This is a genomic window from Micromonospora sp. C95, from assembly GCF_018070465.1.
Taxonomy (GTDB): Bacteria; Actinomycetota; Actinomycetes; order Mycobacteriales; family Micromonosporaceae; genus Micromonospora.
Genome location: NZ_JAGPXT010000028.1, coordinates 1 through 18,080 on the forward strand (window position 1 = coordinate 1; position 18,080 = coordinate 18,080).

Annotated in this window: 16 protein-coding genes; 6 read left to right on the forward strand and 10 right to left on the reverse strand. The window is 69.7% G+C overall.

What is annotated here, in order from left to right; all coding sequences use genetic code 11:
• Positions 1–422: 422 nt before the first annotated feature.
• Positions 423–782 (reverse strand): helix-turn-helix domain-containing protein, encoded by a 360-nt coding sequence (locus KBX00_RS24190; protein WP_210830356.1) that lies wholly within the window; start codon positions 780–782, stop codon positions 423–425.
• Positions 783–925: 143 nt separating this feature from the next.
• On the opposite strand from KBX00_RS24190, the gene KBX00_RS24195 reads away from it, so the two are divergent.
• Together KBX00_RS24195 and KBX00_RS24200 are read left to right on the forward strand one after the other, a co-directional pair.
• Positions 926–1,795 carry an NAD(P)-dependent oxidoreductase gene (locus KBX00_RS24195; protein ID WP_210830357.1) on the forward strand — a complete coding sequence of 290 codons (870 nt, stop codon included), beginning with the start codon at positions 926–928 and terminating at the stop codon, positions 1,793–1,795.
• Entirely contained in the window at positions 1,792–2,685 is an 894-nt protein-coding gene (locus tag KBX00_RS24200; RefSeq protein ID WP_210830358.1) for an NAD(P)-dependent oxidoreductase, read from the forward strand. The genes KBX00_RS24195 and KBX00_RS24200 overlap by 4 nt, the downstream gene beginning before the upstream one ends.
• Before the next feature lie 46 nt (positions 2,686–2,731).
• On the opposite strand, the gene KBX00_RS24205 is transcribed toward KBX00_RS24200, so the two are convergent.
• On the reverse strand, positions 2,732–3,175 hold the full coding sequence (locus KBX00_RS24205) for a winged helix-turn-helix domain-containing protein (RefSeq protein WP_210830359.1): 444 nt from the start codon (positions 3,173–3,175) through the stop codon (positions 2,732–2,734).
• Between the two features lie 108 nt (positions 3,176–3,283).
• Between KBX00_RS24205 and KBX00_RS24210 the strand changes: the two genes are divergently transcribed.
• Positions 3,284–4,516, forward strand: coding sequence for a multidrug effflux MFS transporter (locus KBX00_RS24210; RefSeq protein ID WP_210830360.1), 1,233 nt, complete (start codon positions 3,284–3,286; stop codon positions 4,514–4,516).
• A 15-nt stretch (positions 4,517–4,531) separates the two neighbouring features.
• Here KBX00_RS24210 and KBX00_RS29730 read toward each other — a convergent pair whose 3' ends face one another.
• From KBX00_RS29730 to KBX00_RS24235, 5 genes are all read right to left on the reverse strand, one after another.
• Positions 4,532–5,287 (reverse strand): DivIVA domain-containing protein, encoded by a 756-nt coding sequence (locus KBX00_RS29730; protein ID WP_210830361.1) that lies wholly within the window; start codon positions 5,285–5,287, stop codon positions 4,532–4,534.
• A 144-nt stretch (positions 5,288–5,431) separates the two neighbouring features.
• Positions 5,432–5,866 (reverse strand): VOC family protein, encoded by a 435-nt coding sequence (locus KBX00_RS24220; RefSeq protein ID WP_210830362.1) that lies wholly within the window; start codon positions 5,864–5,866, stop codon positions 5,432–5,434.
• Between the two features lie 29 nt (positions 5,867–5,895).
• On the reverse strand, positions 5,896–6,249 hold the full coding sequence (locus tag KBX00_RS24225) for a nitroreductase/quinone reductase family protein (protein ID WP_210830363.1): 354 nt from the start codon (positions 6,247–6,249) through the stop codon (positions 5,896–5,898).
• Positions 6,250–6,398: 149 nt separating this feature from the next.
• Positions 6,399–8,615 carry a choice-of-anchor J domain-containing protein gene (locus KBX00_RS24230; RefSeq protein ID WP_307869065.1) on the reverse strand — a complete coding sequence of 739 codons (2,217 nt, stop codon included), beginning with the start codon at positions 8,613–8,615 and terminating at the stop codon, positions 6,399–6,401.
• A 213-nt stretch (positions 8,616–8,828) separates the two neighbouring features.
• On the reverse strand, positions 8,829–9,665 hold the full coding sequence (locus tag KBX00_RS24235) for an MBL fold metallo-hydrolase (RefSeq protein ID WP_210830364.1): 837 nt from the start codon (positions 9,663–9,665) through the stop codon (positions 8,829–8,831).
• A gap of 347 nt (positions 9,666–10,012) precedes the next feature.
• On the opposite strand from KBX00_RS24235, the gene KBX00_RS24240 reads away from it, so the two are divergent.
• The 3 genes from KBX00_RS24240 (at position 10,013) to KBX00_RS24250 (ending at position 12,983) form a co-directional block, all read left to right on the forward strand.
• Entirely contained in the window at positions 10,013–11,053 is a 1,041-nt protein-coding gene (locus KBX00_RS24240; RefSeq protein WP_210830365.1) for a helix-turn-helix domain-containing protein, read from the forward strand.
• 236 nt (positions 11,054–11,289) lie between these two features.
• On the forward strand, positions 11,290–12,183 hold the full coding sequence (locus KBX00_RS24245; RefSeq protein WP_210830366.1) for a MarR family transcriptional regulator: 894 nt from the start codon (positions 11,290–11,292) through the stop codon (positions 12,181–12,183).
• A gap of 14 nt (positions 12,184–12,197) precedes the next feature.
• Positions 12,198–12,983, forward strand: coding sequence for a hypothetical protein (locus tag KBX00_RS24250; RefSeq protein WP_210830367.1), 786 nt, complete (start codon positions 12,198–12,200; stop codon positions 12,981–12,983).
• Positions 12,984–12,993: 10 nt separating this feature from the next.
• On the opposite strand, the gene KBX00_RS24255 is transcribed toward KBX00_RS24250, so the two are convergent.
• The 3 genes from KBX00_RS24255 to KBX00_RS24265 all read right to left on the reverse strand — a co-directional run bounded on the left by KBX00_RS24255 (position 12,994) and on the right by KBX00_RS24265 (position 17,952).
• Positions 12,994–16,053, reverse strand: a complete 3,060-nt coding sequence (locus KBX00_RS24255; RefSeq protein WP_210830368.1) for a DUF3427 domain-containing protein — start codon at positions 16,051–16,053, stop codon at positions 12,994–12,996.
• 67 nt (positions 16,054–16,120) lie between these two features.
• On the reverse strand, positions 16,121–17,200 hold the full coding sequence (locus tag KBX00_RS24260) for a macro domain-containing protein (RefSeq protein ID WP_210830369.1): 1,080 nt from the start codon (positions 17,198–17,200) through the stop codon (positions 16,121–16,123).
• Complete coding sequence (locus KBX00_RS24265) at positions 17,200–17,952, reverse strand: DUF4433 domain-containing protein (RefSeq protein ID WP_210830370.1); 753 nt, start codon at positions 17,950–17,952, stop codon at positions 17,200–17,202. The genes KBX00_RS24260 and KBX00_RS24265 overlap by 1 nt, the downstream gene beginning before the upstream one ends.
• Positions 17,953–18,080: the final 128 nt, after the last annotated feature.

The window sequence follows — 18,080 nt, forward strand, 5'->3', positions numbered from 1 at the left end:
CCCCCCCCCCCCCCCCCCCCCCCCCCCCCCCCCCCCCCCCCCCCCCCCCCCCCCCCCCCCCCCCCCCCCCCCCCCCCCCCCCCCCCCCCCCCCCCCCCCCCCCCCCCCCCCCCCCCCCCCCCCCCCCACCCCCCCCCCCCCCCCCCCCCCCCCCCCCCCCCCCCCCCCCCCCCCCCCCCCCCCGTTTTTAATGATACGGCGACCACCGAGATCTACACAGATATGGTCGTCGGCAGCGTCAGTTGTGTATAAGAGACAGTTGTTGGGTGGTGGCGGGGGTGAGGCCGCACTTTCCCCGAAGTTGCTGGGTGGTGGCGGGGGTGACGCCGCACTTTCCCCGAAGTTGCCGGGTGGTGACGGGGGTGAGGGCGCGAGGTGCTGGGTGGTGGGCGGACCTGGCCGGCGGGTGACGGGGGGCACGGTCAGGCGGAGGCGGTGGGGGTCTCGGCGGCCAGGCGCTCGGCGCGGCGCTGCCCCCACTCGCCCAAGGGCCCGAGCGCCTCGTTGAGGGACCGGCCGTGCTCGGTCAGGGAGTACTCCACTTTGGGTGGGACCTCGCGGTAGACCTCGCGGTGGACCAGACCGTCCTGCTCCATCTCCCGCAGGTGCTGGATGAGCATCTTCTCGCTGACTCCGGGCAGGCCCCGTTTCAGCTCACCGAATCGCCGGGTGCCGTAGTTGTCCAGCTCCCACAGGATCAGCGACTTCCACTTTCCGGACACCACGTCCATCGCCGCGTCGATCCCGCAGATGTACGGACCGCACCTCTCACTCGATGCCATGGATCCGCCTCCCTCGATCTTCAATACTCACCTTGAGGTAAGTATTGAACAAAATAGTGGGTACTTGCCCGCCTGATTGTGGTCGCCAACCATGGTGATCGGCGCGCCCGTCAGATCACCGGACAAGGCAGGGGACCATCGGAATGACCGTCAGCACCACCTTCCTGGGACTGGGCACGATGGGCGGCGCGCTCGCGACAGCGGCGTTGGACGGCGGCCACCGGGTCGTCGGTTGGAACCGCACCGGCCACCGGGCCCAGAGCCTCGGAGCACGCGGCGCCACCATCGCCGACCGCGTCGAGGAGGCGATCTCCGGTACGCGTACGGTCGTCGTCTGCCTCTTCGACGCCACCTCCGTACGCGAGGTGCTCGAACCCGTGGCGACCGGCCTGTCCGGTCGTACGGTGATCAACCTGACCACCACGACGCCGAACCAGTCCCGTGACCTCGCCCGCTGGGCCGGTGAGCGGGGCATCGACCTCCTCGACGGTGCGATCATGGCCGTCCCGGAGACGATCGGCGGCCCCGGGTCGGCGATCTTCTACAGCGGATCGCCGGAGGGCTTCGCGCAGCACCGACAACTGCTCGACCTGTGGGGCGAGAGCAGCTACCTCGGGCCGGACGCGGGCATGGCGGCGCTCTACGACACAGCGATGCTCGCCGGCATGTACGCGATGTTCGCCGGCTTCCTGCACGGCGCGGCGATGGTCGGCTCCGAGGGGGTGCCGGCCGGCGAATTCGTCCGGCGGCAGGCGCCGTTCCTCGCCGCGATGACCGAGCAACTGGCCGGCTTCGCCGCGACCATCGACGAGCAGGACTACCTCGGGCCGGGCCAGCAGAGCCTGCGGTTCACCGAGACGGCCCTCAGCACGGTGATGCGGGCCAGCACCGGTCAGGGCGTCACCGACGGGGTGCTCAAGCCGGTGCACGACATGGTCCGTCGGCAGCTCGCCGCCGGGTTCGGGGAGCACGGCACCGCCCGCATGTTCGAGGAACTGAGGAGTGTCCGATGAACAACGATCTCCGGTCGGTCACGGTCATCGGTCTCGGGCCGATGGGGCAGGCGATGGCCGCCGCCCTGATGCGCGCCGGACATCCGGTCACCCTGTGGAACCGCACCCCGAGCCGGGCCGACACCCTGGTCACCCGGGGAGCCACCCTCGCGCCTACGCCTGCCGACGCCGTCGCCGCCAGCGAACTGACAATCCTCAGCCTCACCGACTACCCGGCGATGTACGACATCCTCGGCCCGCTGGCCGGCGAGCCCGGGGCCCTGGCCGACCGCACCCTGGTCAACCTCAGCTCCGACACCCCCGACACCTCGCGACAGGCGGCCGAGTGGGCCGCCGGTCACGGCGCACGGTTCGTGACCGGCGGGGTGATGGTGCCCGCACCCATGATCGGCACCGGCGATGCGTACGTCTTCTACAGCGGAGCCCGCGAGGCGTACGACCGCGGCGAGCCGGTGCTGCGGATCATCGGCGAACCGAGGTACCTGGGCGCCGATCCGGGGTTGGCGCAACTGTTCTACCAGGCACACCTTGACGTCTTCCTGACCTGCCTGTCGAGCCTGCTGCACGCCACCGCACTCGTCACCGCGGCGGGCGTACCAGCGGCCGAGTTCCTGCCCGGCGCGCTGACCACCCTGACCGACATCCCGGCGATGGTCGGCGACGGGCTGGAGCTGGCGCACGCGCTGGAGGCCGGCGAGCACCCGGGTGGCCTGAGCACGGCACGGATGATGGGCGCCACGGCCGAGCACATCCTGCGGACCAGCGAAGCAGCCGGCGTCGACGCCGAGCTGCCGAAGGCGGTCAGCTCGCACTACCAGCGGACGGTCGCGGCCGGACACGGCGACCAGGACTGGACCGCCCTGTACGAGGTGATCAGAGCGAGGCGCTGATCGGGCTTGCGGCTGCACCCGCCCCGGACCGCCCGGGGAACGGCGGTCAGGGCAGCTCGGCGGCGCGGTCGGCCAGGCGGGACAGGGCGGGCACGGCGGCGCGCAGCCGCTCCCGGTCGGTCGCGTCGAGGTCGGCCAGGGCGGCGGCGAGCAGCTCGCGGCGGTACTGCCCGTAGGCGGCGATGCGTTCGTACGCCACCTCGGTCAACGCCAACCGGACGGTACGCCGGTCGGCCGGATCCCGGTCCCGGCGCAGCAGACCGGCGGTGGTCAGCTCGCCGACCAGGGTGCTCACCGTGTTCGCGGCGGTGCCCAGACGCGCGGCGGCCTCCCGGACGCTGATCCCGGGCTGACGCTGCACCAGCCGCAGCACCTCGACCTGCGCGTCCGGCAGGGCGGCCCGGCCGGTCCGCTGGAGGGCCCGGCGGCGGAGTACCCGGTGCAGGTCGCTGAGCGCGTCGCCGAGCTGGTCGAGCGTTTCGTCGGTCACAGTGCCGCCCCTCCACGCTGCAACACCTCTGTAGGCAGAGCTATCGTAGCCGGACGCCCCCGGCAGCCGGCCACGCCGTGGCGGCGCCGACCGCCGAGGGGACCACCGATGCCGCAGACCGACGTGCCCGTACGCCCGCCGGAGCGGATCACCCCACCCGCCGGCCGCGCCGCGCTCGCACTGCTGGTGCTGCTCGGCTCCCTCACCGCGATCGGCCCGCTGTCGCTTGACACCTACCTGCCGGCGTTTCCCGGGATGACCCGCGACCTGGCGGCCAGCCAGGCACAGATCCAGCTCTCTTTGACCACCTGCCTGATCGGCATGGCCCTGGGTCAACTCGTCACCGGCCCGCTCAGCGATCGCTGGGGCCGGCGCCGCCCGGTGCTTGTCGGCGTCGCCGCGTACGCCCTGTTGTCGCTGGTCTGCGCTCTCGCGCCGTCGGCGGAGACGCTCGCGGTGGCCCGCTTCGCCCAGGGCTTCGCCGGCGGCATGGGCACGGTCGTCGCCCGCGCCGTGGTGCGTGACCTGTACTCCGGCCGGGCCGCGGCGAAGTACTTCTCCCGACTCGTCCTGATCTTCGGCATCGCGCCGATGGTCGCTCCCGCCCTCGGCAGCCTGGTGCTCAACGTCGGCGACTGGCGCACCATCTTCGTCGCCCTCGCCCTGGTGGGTGCCCTGCTCGCCACCGCCGTCGCGCTGCGGCTACCGGAGACCCTGCCCGCCACCCGACGCAGCACCGGTGGCCTGGCCGCGACCGCCGCCGCCGGGCGCGCGCTGCTCGCCGACCGCGTCTATCTCGGGTACGCGCTGACCCAGGGTCTCGCCTTCGCCGGACTCTTCGCCTACCTCTCCGGTTCGTCGTTCGTCCTCCAGGACGTCTTCGGTCTCTCCGCCGGCACGTTCAGCCTGGTCTTCGGCGCCAATGCGCTCGCCTTCGTCGCCGTCGGTCAGCTCAACGCCCGCCTGCTCGACCGCCACGACCCACGCCCGCTGCTGGTCAGTGGCCTTGCCCTCGGCCTGCTCGCCGCCCTCGGCGTGCTCGTCGGGGCGCTGCTGGACAACCTGCCCCTGGTCGTCGCCGCCCTCTTCGTCTTCCTCGGCTCGCTCGGCCTGGTGATGCCCAACGGCACCGCCCTCGCCCTGGACCGGCACGCTGCTCACGCCGGCACCGCCGCGGCGCTGCTCGGCGGCATCCAGGCCGTGGTCGCGGCCAGCGCCGCCCCACTTGTCGGGCTCGGCGGAGCAGGCAGCGCGATTCCGATGGCCGTGGTGCTCAGCGCCGCAGCCGCCGCCTCGCTCCTGATGCTGCTGACCCTCGCCCGCCCCGCCCGCGTGCGGTAGCTGCGACTGCGCCGGCTACTCTGCGGGCCGCTCCGGCTCGTTGGCGAGCGCGGCGGAGAGCCGTTCCAGGTAGGCGTCGACCTGCCCCATGTCGTAGCCGCGCAGCGCGACGGTGAGCGTCGTGGGATCCAGCTCCGCCCTGACCGCCTGACGCTGCGCCGCCGTCCCCGAGGCGAGCGCGTCCAGGCCCCGCCGGACCAGGTCGTCCACCATGTTCTTGAAATAGCCGCGCAGCACCGTGTCGAAGACCGGCTCGGAGACCGTTTCCGGCTGGCCCTCCCGGAGCTCGGCTCGATTGCGCCGGGCGTCGGTGAAGCGACCACCGCTGATCCGGGTCAACTCGGCGGCCACCTCGTCCGCGGACTCCCGCACGTCGGCGAGGTTGAGCAGTACCAGGGCAGGTCGGTCGTCGACCGGGCTCCGCCCGACGAGCGGACGGTCGATTGTCGACCCGACGCCCGGGACCAGCAGCAACGACGGAGCAGCCGGTCCCGCGGCCGCTGCCCGTGCGGGTTGCCCCAAAACGATCGTGTCGATCTCGGCCCACGACACCAACCGGTTGAGCCCGGCGACCCTCAGGTCCAGCCCGTCGGGGCCGATCCGGAATCGGAACGGTCGCAGCGACCGAGCGGTGATCCAACCACCCGTCAGCAGCGCGGCTCCGGCGAAGATCGATGCGCCCATCCCGGGCGAGCCCAGCAGGAGGGACACCCCGAACGCGAGCAGCAGCACCCCGAGCGCCAGCGAACGTCGATTCCTGCGTAGCTCCACAACGACACCTCGATCACCTAAATGGCGTGCAGAGCATGCCACGCCGACGCAGTCAGCGCTGACCCTGTCGGCGTCGGCCGCCGCTGATCCCTGGCACACGGACGTATTCATGTCGCTGTGACATGTCGCCGGGTCGCCGTCTTGTCAGGGTGTGCCGAAGTCGGGGACGGTGATCGTGCCGTCCGCGGCGATCGGGAAGCCCGGATTCCAGGCGATCTCCCAGAGGTGACCGTCCGGGTCGGTGAAGTAGCCGGCGTACCCGCCGTAGGACGTGTCGCGGGCCGGTCGGGTGACCGCGGCCCCGGCCTGGGCGGCGGCGGTCATCAGCTGATCCACCTCGGCGCGCTCACGTACGTTGTGTGCCAGCGCGACCCCGGCGAACCCGCCCGCGTCCCGGTCCTCGACGCCGGCGTCCTCGGCCAGCGACCGGCGCGCCCACAGCACCACGGCGAGCCCGCCGGCCTGGAAGAAGACGGTCTGCTCGACCTCCTGGCCCTGCCAGCCGAGCTGACGGTAGAACTCGCGGGACCGGGCCAGGTCGGTCACGCCGAGCGTGATCAGACTGAGACGCTGCTCCATCGCGGCAAGGTAACCCGGATCTGCGACAGCTACCCGAGGGGGACCTGGACGGCGACGTCGTGTTTCGGGTAGAACGAGGCGATCTGGTCGGCACCGTACTTGTCGCGGAACATCGCCACGACGTGGTCGACCTGGTCGGCCTCGGTGATCGGGGTGGCGCTCGAACTCAACGAGGTGCCGTCGACGGCCAACTGGACCATCGGGGTCTGCTGGACGTTCTTGTACCACTGACTGTCCGAGCCGGTCACCGGTACCAGGAAGACGTTGTCGTCCTCCTGCACGAACCACACCGGATGGGTGATCTGCCGCCCGCTCCTGCGGCCGGTCACGGTCAACTCGACCTCCTGTACGCCATCAAGTGCGTCACCTATCGCGTTGGTCATGGTGTCCCCCGCTGCTCGCCCCGACGATGCCCCTGCCCGTCAGGCTAGGGACCGCCGCCGGGCCGCGTCGCCGGATCCGGCAGCTTCGCCCGGCGAAAACAGAGAACTCCCGGTGCCGCGCCGGGCGGCACCGGGAGTTCCTGCTCAGGTCAGCTCAGCGGAGTGCCGCCGGGCTGCGCCACGTTGTTCACCCTGAGGGTGTACGGGGCGTACTGGGTGACCTGCTCGGTCGGCTCGTCGTAGGCGACGATGGCGACCACCTTCGGGAAGGCGGACAGCAGCGCCGTCTGGATCAGACCGAGGGTGAAGTTGGACTTGCCGTCGACCTCCACCTGGTAGGCCAGCTTCAGCTTCTCGTTGATGCCGACGAAGCGGACGTTCCAGTTCGCCACCGGCGTCGGGTTGATCTCCGACGGCGAGTCGAACGGCTCCAGGCTCGAACCGTCGCTGACCAGCGTGCCGCCGACCGCGATGTCGTCGATCAGCAGACCGCCCTCGTTGACCCCGCCGTCGCTGACGTACCGGAAGCTGACCAGCACGTCCTGCCCGGCGTACGCGGACAGGTCGAACGAGTGCGGCTGGAAGCCGTCGGTGGTGCCGTTCAGCGCCGGGCCGAGCGGACCGGCGACGGTCTCCTCACCGGGGATGACGGTGTAGGTCTCGCCGCCGTCCGTGGAGACGCTCACGTAGCCGTAGTCGTAGCCGGCCTCGGCACCGTACTTCGCCAGGAAGGTAAGCGTCGGGTCGGCGGCCGGCACGGTCACCGGGGTGACCGCCGCGACGTCCAGGCTGTTGCCGTTGCCGGACCACAGCACCGGGTTTCCGCTGCGATCCGGGTCGTCGCTGACGACCTGCCAGGCCAGCGGGACCGGCGGCAGCGTCTTCGCGCCCTGGAACTTGATCGAACGCAGGTCGCCCAGGCCCAGCGGCTTGCCGTTGGCCTTCTGCAACGTGACGTAGTCGGCGCCGTTGGGTGCCGCGCCGCCGGCCGCGTACGAGGCGGGGTTGGCCAGGTTAACGGTGGCGTCGAGGCTGGCCGTGGTGACCCGGCGCTTGTCCACCCCGAGCATGATGCCCAGCCTGGAGTTGCCGACGATCCGGTCCACCAGGTTCATCGTCTGGTAGTCGTGGATCACCTTGTACATGTCCTTGACGCCCTCGGCCTTCAGCGCAGCCTCAAGGCTGGCGAAGCCCTGCAGCTCACCGTCGCGGTGCAGCCGCGAGATGAAGTCCAGGCCGTAGCGGTCGTAGAGGAACAGCACGAACGAGTAGACGTTGCCGTAGTCGGCCAGCACCCCACTCGACGTGCTGCCCTCGTTCCACAGGTTTATCGAGTTCTCCGGGCCACCGCAGTCCCGTGGATTCGTGTTGTAGTCCGTCTGGACGATGCCGAAGCCCTGGAAGCAGTAGAGGTGGCTGTCCGTGCCCGGCTCGTCGACCCGGGCCGTGGCGTCGACGTACCCGGCGAGCGTCTGCACGAAGTCGGAGAGACCCTCGTTCAGCCAGGTCGTCTCGAACGGGTCGGTGTAGTAGTGCGCCAGGTGCTGCCACTCGTGGATGAACGTGCCCTCGTACAGCTGCGGGCGGGCCGGCCGGCTGGTGCACAGGTCGTCGGTCGGCTCGTTCGGCGGGTTCGCACCGGTGCGGTGCGCCCAGTCGAACGCATCGACAGTCATGATGTTGCGGTCGAGCAGCTCGTTGAAGAGCGAGAAGTGGAACCCGGCGATGTAGCTGGGGGCGGCCGGGAAGTCGTAGAAGTTGTCGTCGCGTACGTTGTCGACGAGGGTGACCGTCCGGTTGCCGGCACCGGTGAAGTCCCCGTCGATCTGCGCGTTGCTGCCGTCCCGCTCCGGCGGGGTGCTGAACGCGGCGGTCGACTTCGGGTACATGTTGGTGTCGAACTCGTTGACCAGGCCCGCGACCTGCTCGTCGGTGACCACCGTGGAGTTCGGGATCTGCCGGCGGCAGTCACCCTCCGGGAACTCCGTGTCGTTGGCGACCCACACCTCGATGTTGTCGCCCACGCCGCGCAGCGTGTAGTCCTTCAGGTAGATGATGCCCTGGTAGTCGTCAAGCGCGAGCCACTGCCGCACCGTGCCGACCGGCGGCGTCTCGGCCGCCGCAGCCGTCGACCGGGCCTGGGTACGCGGCTGGTACTGGGTCGGCGCCTCCAGGCGCTGGCCGTTGAAGGTGAAGTCCTTGCGGGTCAGCTCCCGGACATCGCTGGCCAGCCCGGTGGCCGGTGCCGGCACCGGCTTGACGGTCGCGGCCTCCGGGGTGGCCGAGGCGGCGGTCGGCTGAGCGATGACGAGTAACGGTAGGACGATGGCGCTGGCTGCTATCCCCGCGAAGCGGCGTCGTGCCACGAAACCTCCTCATAGGTGGAAGACCACCGGCCCGGGGTGGCCCAGGCACCGGTGGATCTACGCACGCTGATCGAGCGTCCCCGTATCCTGTGCACGTCGCCCTCGATCAGGCAACCCTCTACCGCCATCGATCAGCAAGAACGGGTCGATCGACCACCTTTTGCGGAATTCGAGACCGGGTATTCCGGCGACGCCGATCGGGTGGTCGTCGATTCAGTCGAGTTCGACGAACGGGCGGTTGAGGTGCGCGGTGGCGAGGACCGCGCGCTCGCGCCGGGCCGTGTCGAGCAGGCTGCGGCGGGTCAGCCGGGCCTCGTCCTGATCCGCCTCGTACCGGTAGGCCACGTCCGGGTCGACGACCTGGACGGCGTGGACGAGCACATCGCCGGTGATCACCACCTGGTCGTGACGGCCACCCTCCACCAGCACCGACTGGTGTCCGGGGGTATGGCCGGGAGTGGGCACCACCCGGATGCGGTCACCACGTCGACCGGCGAGGGTACGCCGGCCAGCCTTCGCCGGGTCGCCGCTCAGCACCACCGGACCGTCCACCGGGTGCAGTTGCCCCGCCGCGCGCAACGGCCGCACCACGTACCCCAGCATCTCGCTGCCGCCCGCCTCCAGCGCGTCGAGTTCACGCTGCTGCACCACGTACCGTGCGTGCGGGAACATCGGCACGCCCTCGGCCGTGACCGCCCAGCCGGCGTGGTCCTCGTGCAGGTGCGTCAGCACCACCGTGTCCACCCGCCGCAGATCGATCCCGTTGCCGGCCAACACCTGTGGCAGCGCGCCCGGCACCGGCGCCCAGGCCGAGGCCGGGCTGCCCTCCGGCCCGACACCGGTGTCCACAAGCGTGTACCGGTCGCCGGGACGGCGAATGGCGTAGCAGCGGAAGCCCAGGTGCCACGTCCGGTCCGGCCCGAACGCGGCCGGGTCGATGCGCCGTGCCGCCGCCCAGTCATTTCCCGACGCCCCGGAGAAGGCGTCGTCGTAGTTGAGGAAGAACGGGCCGGCAGCGTCGCGTAGCGCGAGCACCTCGAAGCAGCCCACCGAGCGGATCTTTGAGCAGTCGGACCTCGCCTTCCCCTGCGCAGGCCGGGCTTCCGCCTGTGCGGGCCGGGTTTGCGCCTGTGCGGGCCGGGCGGCGAGGACACCGCCACCCACGGCCGCCGCCCCCAGCAGCAACGCCCGCCGCCTCACCAATCCTTCGGAGTACGACACAGAAATCCCCTTCTCCCAGTCCACGCCGGCCGCTGTGGCAGGGCCGGCTGGGTGTGCAACTTCGGGGAAGGTGTCCCCTCGCCGCGGCGGGAGGCGACTCTTTCCCCGTAGTTGTCAGGAGATCAGCGGGGCGAGGGCGGGTGCCAAGGATTCGAGGGACTTCTAATGTTGGCGATGTGTTGACTCTGCACGTCGACGCGGAGCGGCTCGTCCGGTCACGGTTTGCGCTGTCGCGGCTGACGGAAGTCACAAACGCTCTGGAGGTGCTCGCCCACCCCGAGCGGGCACCGTACGCCCGCAGCTGGGTGAGCCAGACCCGGCGTACCCTCGACCCGGGCTCGGTCGACGTGCTGTTCGCGCTGGTCAACGGGGCCGCCGCGTACATCCCGGATTTTCTGTCCCCGCTGCCCGGCAGCTACCAGCCCACCTTCGACGAGGAACTCGCGGCCGTGGCGGCGACCACCGCCGAGGACGTCCGCCGGCAGCTGCGGACGGCGTTCCGGATCGGCCCGCCCCCGCCAGCCCTGCTGGAACGCAGCCCGACCGGACGCGACCCCCGCCCACCATTGCCGGCCACGGTCGCCCGGTTCCTTGCCCGACGCGGCGAGACGGCGCTGCTCACCCGGGTTATCGACCAGCTCGCCCGCTTTTGGCGACACACCCAGGCCGAGCTTTGGCCGACCCTGCACCGGGTGCTCGACGAGGACATCCGCCACCGCGCCACACTGGCCACCCGGACCGGCCTCGCCGACATCGTCCGTACCCTCGACCCGAGGCTGACCTGGGACGGCCGCCAGCTCACCCTCGACTCGCCCGCCGACCTGTCCCTCGACGCGGCCCACGGGCTCATCCTGACCCCGTCGGCGTTCCTGCCCCGCCCAGCGGTGTACCTGGGCGCACCCGGCCTGATCATGGTCGGCTATCCGGCGCGGGGGCGAGGTCAGGTGTGGTCGCTGCCCGCGCCGGCCAGCGAGGAGACCGGCTTTCTCGGCGCGCGCCGGGCCGCTCTGTTGACCGACCTGGGTACGCCGCTGACCACCACCGAACTGGCGGCGCGGCACGGGATCAGCCCGGCCACCGTCTCGTACCACCTGGGGCGGCTGGGCCGGGCCGGGCTCGTCGTGTCGCGGCGGGAAGGGCATGAGGTCCGGTACGAGCGCACGCGAGCAGCGGTGAAGCTGCTGCGGGCGCTGCGCGGTGACGGCCGGCGCGGCTGACGACCGGTGAAACTCGCCCGCTCCGTCAGCCTGACCTAGCACGCACCGATACTTGCGAACTCGCCACTGCAACTTGGTGGAGACGCAGGTGAGCAGGGTGTATAAGTATTAACCAAGGGGGTTGGGTAATGCTTATATCGTCGTCCGTCTGGCGCGCTCTGGCTGAAGCGGGGGTCACGCTCGTGCCACGCGGAGCCGACCGGGCTGAGCTGGGCTACGTCGATGCCCGAGTCACGGTGACCGTCATCGCCTCCCCGGTTCCGCTGACCCCGCGCGACATCGCCACGACGATCGACCGCCACCCCGGACCGTGCCTGGTCATCGTCCCGTCGGCGACGGTCGCAGTGCGGGAAGCAGTCGAGGCCGCCGGCTGGTCCTGGCTGATCGACGGCGAGCGGCAGGTGACGGGTGTACTGCGCCTTGACGGCGAACGGGTCACGCTGCGGCCCCCAACAGAGGCAGTGAAGCGAACTGCCAAGCGCGGTCGGGTCCCGTGGGGCACCTTCACCCTGGTCCGCCGGCTGATTCAACAGCCGTACGCGACCCAGCAGGAACTGGCCGCCCTTGTCGGCGTCTCCCAACCACGGGTCTCCCAGGCGCTGGCTGCACTGACTGACAAAGACCTCGTGCGCCGCACGCCGAGCGGCTGGGTCGTGCGGGATCTTGACGAGGCGATCCTGTGGTGGCTGTCGACCTATCCGGGGCCGGGGGGCATCAGCACCTACTGGTACGGCCTGGCGTCAGCGGTTGAGCAGGCCCGGACGGTCGTCGAACTGGTCGCGGAAACAGATGCTGCTGGCGTCGTGGTGTCCGGCGACGTCGCGGCGGACATTATCGCTCCATGGCGTGCCCCGCCGCGCGCGATCCTCTACGCCCGCAATGGCGTGAACCTGGCCGATGTGGGCTTCGTTCCCGCTGGCGATGAGGAGGCGACGCTCGAACTCACGGTGCCGAGGGATCCCGGCCTGTGGCCGCCGCCCGGCAAGGCGGCACCCGGCCTCCCACTCGTCGATCCGCTCCAGGTCCTCTGGGACGTCCGGCGCTCGCCCGGCCCCGACAACGAAGAGGCGGCACAGCGCGTGTGGAACATGCTGCGTCAACGCCACCATGACCAGAGGCACGCGGCGTGACCGGACCAGCCCCAGTGGCACCGCGTTCCGTCTCGCTCGTCTCGACCAGCCGCGCCGCAGACGCCGGATTTCTCACCCTTGCCGACCTCGCGGAGATCACCACCGCGCTCGAACTCGACCACCGGATCGTCGGCGGTCACATGGTCACCCTGCTTGTCGCGCTGCACGGCGTCTCCGCACAGGTGCCACTGCGCGAGACGGCAGACGCCGACTTCGCCGCCCTGCCCACCGTCGTCGCTGACCCTCGCCTGCCAGCGGAACTCGTCGAGCGCGGCTACACATCTCGGGAGGCAGCCAACCGTTTCATGCGTGAGGTTGAAGATCCCCATGGGCCGCTGACGCTGGTGGTCGACATCCTTGCGCCGTCCTACCGGGGTGCGTTGGTGCCCAACCAACGACACGGTGAGCTGGTGGTCGACGAGGTGCCCGGCCTCGTCCTTGCGCTGCATCGACCTGCCGAGTTACTCGACGTCCACGTCCAGCTCACCAGCGGTGAGCCGCTCGGCCTGCGCGTCATGCTGCCGGACGTGGCCTCAGCGCTCTGTCTGAAGGCCCTCGCTTATCGGGGACGATTCGCGGCGAAGGACGCGGTTGATCTGTGGCGACTCATCAACGCGGCCTATGCGGCCGGGCTGCGGGTCGGGAACTGGCCGGGCAGCGTTACCGGCCGTCAGGGCGCTGAGGTACTGCACCGCTTCTTCGGTGCGCCCCAAGCTGCCGGCCTGAAGCAGATGTCTACCAGCACGGCAGACCGCATTCGGATGCAGGCGTTGGTGAGAGAAGTCGTGCCGGTTCCGTAGCAACACAGGCTTACGCGGCGATGGCGCGGGCGGCGGCGAACATGTCGGCGGGTAGCGGGTGGCGTAGCCGCCACACGATCCGCATCGGATGGTCGCCGGTGTGCTCCTGGTACGTCATCGGGCCGGCGTACAGGTAGGCCGGCGCGCCCAGGTCGCGGTCCGGGATCCTCGTCTCCCGTACGAACAGATGCACGGTGGAGCCGCGTGAGACGTGGTGGATGTAGCGCTGCCCGGTCGCTGACGCCGATGACGTGGTGCTCTGCGACTCCCACTGGAACAGCGTGTCGGTGACGGCCCGGTCGGCGTACATCGTGGTGGGGGAGTAGTGCTGCTCGGATTTGACCAGGGTGACGAAGAAGATGTCGGCCTTGGCGTCCGGCAGCCACTTCACCCCTTCCCGCAGTGATCCCGGGTTCGGCATACCGAAGGCAGCGCACGCCTCGTTGCGGCTGTACCGGGCGTGCACGTTCAGCGGCAACCCGTCGACCGGCACCGTCACCCGGTGGATCCGCTCGCGCAGCACCTCGGCCACCTGCCGCAGCTCCGCGCAGCGCGCCGGCTCGGCCCAGAGTCGGGTCAGCCGCTCCCCGCGCTGGCTCAGCGGCGCGTTCGCTCCCCACAGGTCGAAGTGCAGCATGTCCCAGCGCCGTCCGATCGCCGGTCGCTCACCGGCCGCCACCCGGGCCAGCAGGTCGAGCCGGTCCGGGTCGTCCAGGTGCAGCATCCGCCCGATGGCCCGACCCAACTCGCGGTCGTCCGCACCGCCCGGTGCGGCTTCCAGCCCGGCGAGCCGCCGCAGCCCGGTCCACCCGCCGATGCTCGCCGACCGGTAGACGTCCTCGATCTGCACGCCGGCCTCGCGCAGGAACTCGCCAAGGCTCACGTCCCCGAGCAGCCGCAGCTCCTTCACCAGCCCGGTCTTCGAGGTCGGCATCGCCGAGCGCAGGTTGGCCAGCACGATGTCCTTGGCCACCCGGTCGAGCTGGATGTGGCAGCCGCTCGGCAGGGACGGGAAGTCGTCGCGTACCGCCTCGGTTATCGCTCGGCGGCTGACGCCGGTCAGAGCGCGCCAGCGGAGGTCGAAGCGGAAGTTGGCGTGCTGCCCGCCGATGAAGTCGAGCACGGTCAGGCACGGCTTGTCGTCGTCCAGGCGCAGGCCGCGGCCGAGCTGCTGAAGGAAGATCGTGGCGCTCTCGGTGGGCCGCAGCATCAGGATCGTGTCGACCATCGGCAGGTCGACACCCTCGTTGAACAGGTCGACGGTGAACAGCACCTTGAGCGTGCCGTCCTTGAAGTCTTTCAGCAGGGCTTGCCGATCCACCGTCCGGGAGGTCACCGCTGCCGACGGCACACCATGCTTGCTGAACCAGTCAGCCATGAACTCGGCGTGCCCGATGCTCACGCAGAACCCGAGCGCCCGCATCCGGTCGACATCGACGCTGTCCCGTACCGCCCGCAGCACCATCCGCGCCCGCGCGTCGTTGCCGGTGTAGACGCCGTCCAGCTCCGCCGGGTCGTACCCCTGCCCGCGCTTCCAGCGAAGCTGCGACAGGTCGACGTCGTCGTGCAGCCCGAAATACTGAAACGGCGCGAGCAGTTGCCGCTCCAACGCCTCCCACAGATGCAGCTCAACGGCCGCGCGACCATCGAACCACCGCCGCACGTCGCCGCCGTCACTGCGGTCGGGCGTCGCCGTCAATCCCAGCAGTACGCGCGGCGTCAGTCGGGTGAGGAGTCTGGCGTACGTCGGCGCTTCCGCGTGATGGAACTCGTCGACGATCACCATGTCGTACGCCTCGGGGTCGATCTCCCGCCGGTGCAGCGACTGGATCGAGGCGAAGACGTGCCGCCAGTGCTGCGGCTCCCGGCCCCCGACGAGCGTCTCGCCGAAGCTACCGTCCCCCATGACCTGCCGGAACGTCGCCAGGCTCTGCCGCAGGATCTGCTCCTGATGCGCCACGAACAGCAACGAGTCGACGGCCTTCTTCCGATGCAGCCGGCGGTAGTCGAGCGCCGCCACCACCGTCTTGCCGGTACCGGTGGCCATCACCACCAGGTTCCGCCAGCGCCCGTGCACCTTCCGCTCGGCGTCCAGGTCGGCCAGCACCTCTGCCTGGTACGGGTACGGCCGCACATCCAGGTTGGCGATCTCCGTCGGCGCTTCGTCGCGCCGCTCCCCGCGCAGCGCGGTGCGCAGCCGCTCGCCGTCCCGGCCCGGCTCGTAACCCTCGAACGCCGGATCGTGCCAGTAGTCCTCGAACGTGGCGGTGAACGTGTCGATGACGTACGGCTGCTCGACGTTGGAGATCCTGACGTTCCACTCCAGCCCGTCGACAAGCGCCGCCTTGGACAGGTTCGACGACCCGACGTACGCGGTGGTCATGCCGTTGCTGCGGCGGAAAAGCCAGGCCTTGGCGTGCAGCCGAGTGGTCCTGGTCTCGTAGGAGACCTTGATCTCGGCACCCAACTCGGCTAGCCGGTCGAGGGCGCGTTGGTCTGTCGCGCCGAGGTATGTCGTGGTGATGACGCGGAGACGGCCGCCACGCTCGATCAGGTCGCGGATGGCCGGCTCGATGATGCGCAGGCCATGCCACTTGATGAACGCGCAGAGCAGATCGACCTGGTCTGCGGAAGCCATCTCGTGGGTGACCTCGTGGCCGATGCGCGGTTGGTGACGGCCGTTGACCAGCAACGCACCGGACGAGAGCGGGGTGGTGGGGCGCACCGGGAAGGTGGGCTGCGCGGGTGGGGTGGGCGGGGCGGCGATGGCGTGCAGAAGGTGCTTGGCATCGGTGACCTGGTCATCGATGGTGGCGGCATGCGGGCTCAGCGCGGCGATCGTTTCGGCGATGCGGTTGGTCAGCTCAACCTGGCGGTGGAGCCTGTCGTCGCCGCCGACAGCTTGCAGGGCACGGTGGGTCAAGGTGGCGATGTGACCGGCGAGCGCATCAGGGGCGTCGGTGGGGTCGAGTTTCCCGTGTTGGATCAGTGTGGCGTCAACCCGCTGGAGTCGGTCGGTCAGGTCGCGCGTGACCAGATGCTCGTAGACACCCCGCTCAAGATCCGTCACCCGCGAACCAACCACTTCTTGTTGTTCCTGCTGATCTCACGGTTTTGCCGGTTCGACACCGCGACGATCAGGCCGGATTCAGTGCAGGTAGGAGGCCGGCGGTCTGTAGCCGGTCATAGGCCAGCTTGATGTGCGGGCGTGTGAAGAGGCGTGCTTTGCGGCCACTCCAACTGCGAACCCGCTCGGTCAACTCGGCGAGGTCGCTGGTCGGCGGATGCTGCGTAGCCGCGTAGTGCACGGTGGCCAGCAACTCAAGGCTGTAGGGGGCCTCGAAGCCGTCGACCAGCAGGGAGAGCTGCTCCAGGGCGTCGGGCGGTGCCGAGCCCTGGGCCGCCCACCAACTTGCGACCGCTTCGGTGGCGTCGGCGGTGAGCCGGATCGGCTGGAGTTCCTCGACCCGTGCCGACCGGTCGCCGAAGCCGGTGAGGTAGTGCCCTTCCAACCGGTCGAGGACATGGTTGAGGTTCTCGGCGTACGGGCCGTACCGACCGCGAGCGAACTCCAAACGCAGCGGCTGCCCCAGGACCTGGAGGAAGTAGGCGATCTTTTGGATCTCCAGGAGGGTGACACCGTCGCGGGGTTCGAGAGCCCGTGCTCGTTGCAGGTAGCCGTCAATGGCCCGCAGCATGGTGGCTCGCCCGGGGGTTAGCGAGGGCTTCTCGGTGGTTACCGGCATTTCGGCCGGATCCGGTGCCCCCTCCGGTGGGAAGAGCAGCACCTGCACCTCGGGAAGCTCGGCGAAAGCCTGCTCGATAGCTGGTCGGACCTCGTCCCAGTCCAGCCCGCCGTTACCGCAGCCCAGGGCGGGCACCGCTATCGAGGTGATCTGCCGTTCGCGCACGACGCGGACGAGATCAGCGAGGCCGGCTTGGATGTCGGATAGCTTCGAGTTGGCCCGCCAGTGGGCCTTGGTGGGGAAATTGATCACGTATCTGCGGGAACCGAGGCGGGTTGAGTCGAACACGAACATCCGGCCCAGCCGGACCTCATTCTTTGCGCAGGCCGCGCGGTAGGCCGCGTAGTTGGCCGGGTAGGCGCGCTTGAACTGGAGAGCGATGCCCTTGCCCATCACTCCGACCGTGTTGACGGTGTTGACCAACGCGTCGGCCTCGGCGGTCAGTAGGTTGCCATGACTCAGGATGATCATCAACGCACCTCCCTCCGCTTGTACCCGTAGTACCAGTCCGGTATGACACGGACGTACGGCTCGATCATGCCAGCGTCCCGGAAAACCTGCCTCACCTGTTCCTGTCGATCTGCCGTCCGTACGACGTAACCGACGAGCAGGTGGAGTGGAAACTCACGATGCACCAGGAACTCGGCCGCTCGTCGGCGCATCCGGTCCATGTCTTCGGGGATGTTTCGCCAGATCTCCGCCTTCAACAGAGACCAGTCGACGAGAGCCGCCAGCTCATCTACCTCGGTCGAGAAGGTGGTGAGTCCGACGGCGCAGTTGCCGTCACTCGCCACCCACCGGAGGCCGGCAGCATGAACCCGCTCGACCGTGCTCACCAGGTAGACGAGCGGGTCGTCCCCTCCCGGGTAGCAGCCCGGCTTCCCGTCCCGATGGTCGCACGCAATCCGGTGCATCATGGGGGAACGTGGGGCGAAGTAGAACGGCACGTAGTCGGCGACGAAGCCGCCCGGTGGGCAGGGGACCGGCCGATGCCGTCGGCGAGCCTTGATCTCCACGGCGCCTACGTCGGCCGCCAACTGCGGGCCCACGCTGCTGTCCGAGAAGAGCCGGCCGGCCTTCAGGATGCGCGGCAGGTTGTCGACGTGCGTAAAATGCATGATCAGGGTCGGCTTCGGTTGGCCGACAATTCCCACGTCTGTCCTAAGGGGTAGATAAGTGCGGAGCCGAAACTCTAGCCAGCGAGCCGGGGACTTCGCATCCATTCAAGCGCCCGCCAGGCGTGCATTCAGGGCGAAATGAACCCCATGTCCGACAGCTGAGGCAAAGATTGTCGTATGCCGGACAGTTCTGCTATCTCCGATCAACGCTGGCTACCTCAGCTGTTGCATCG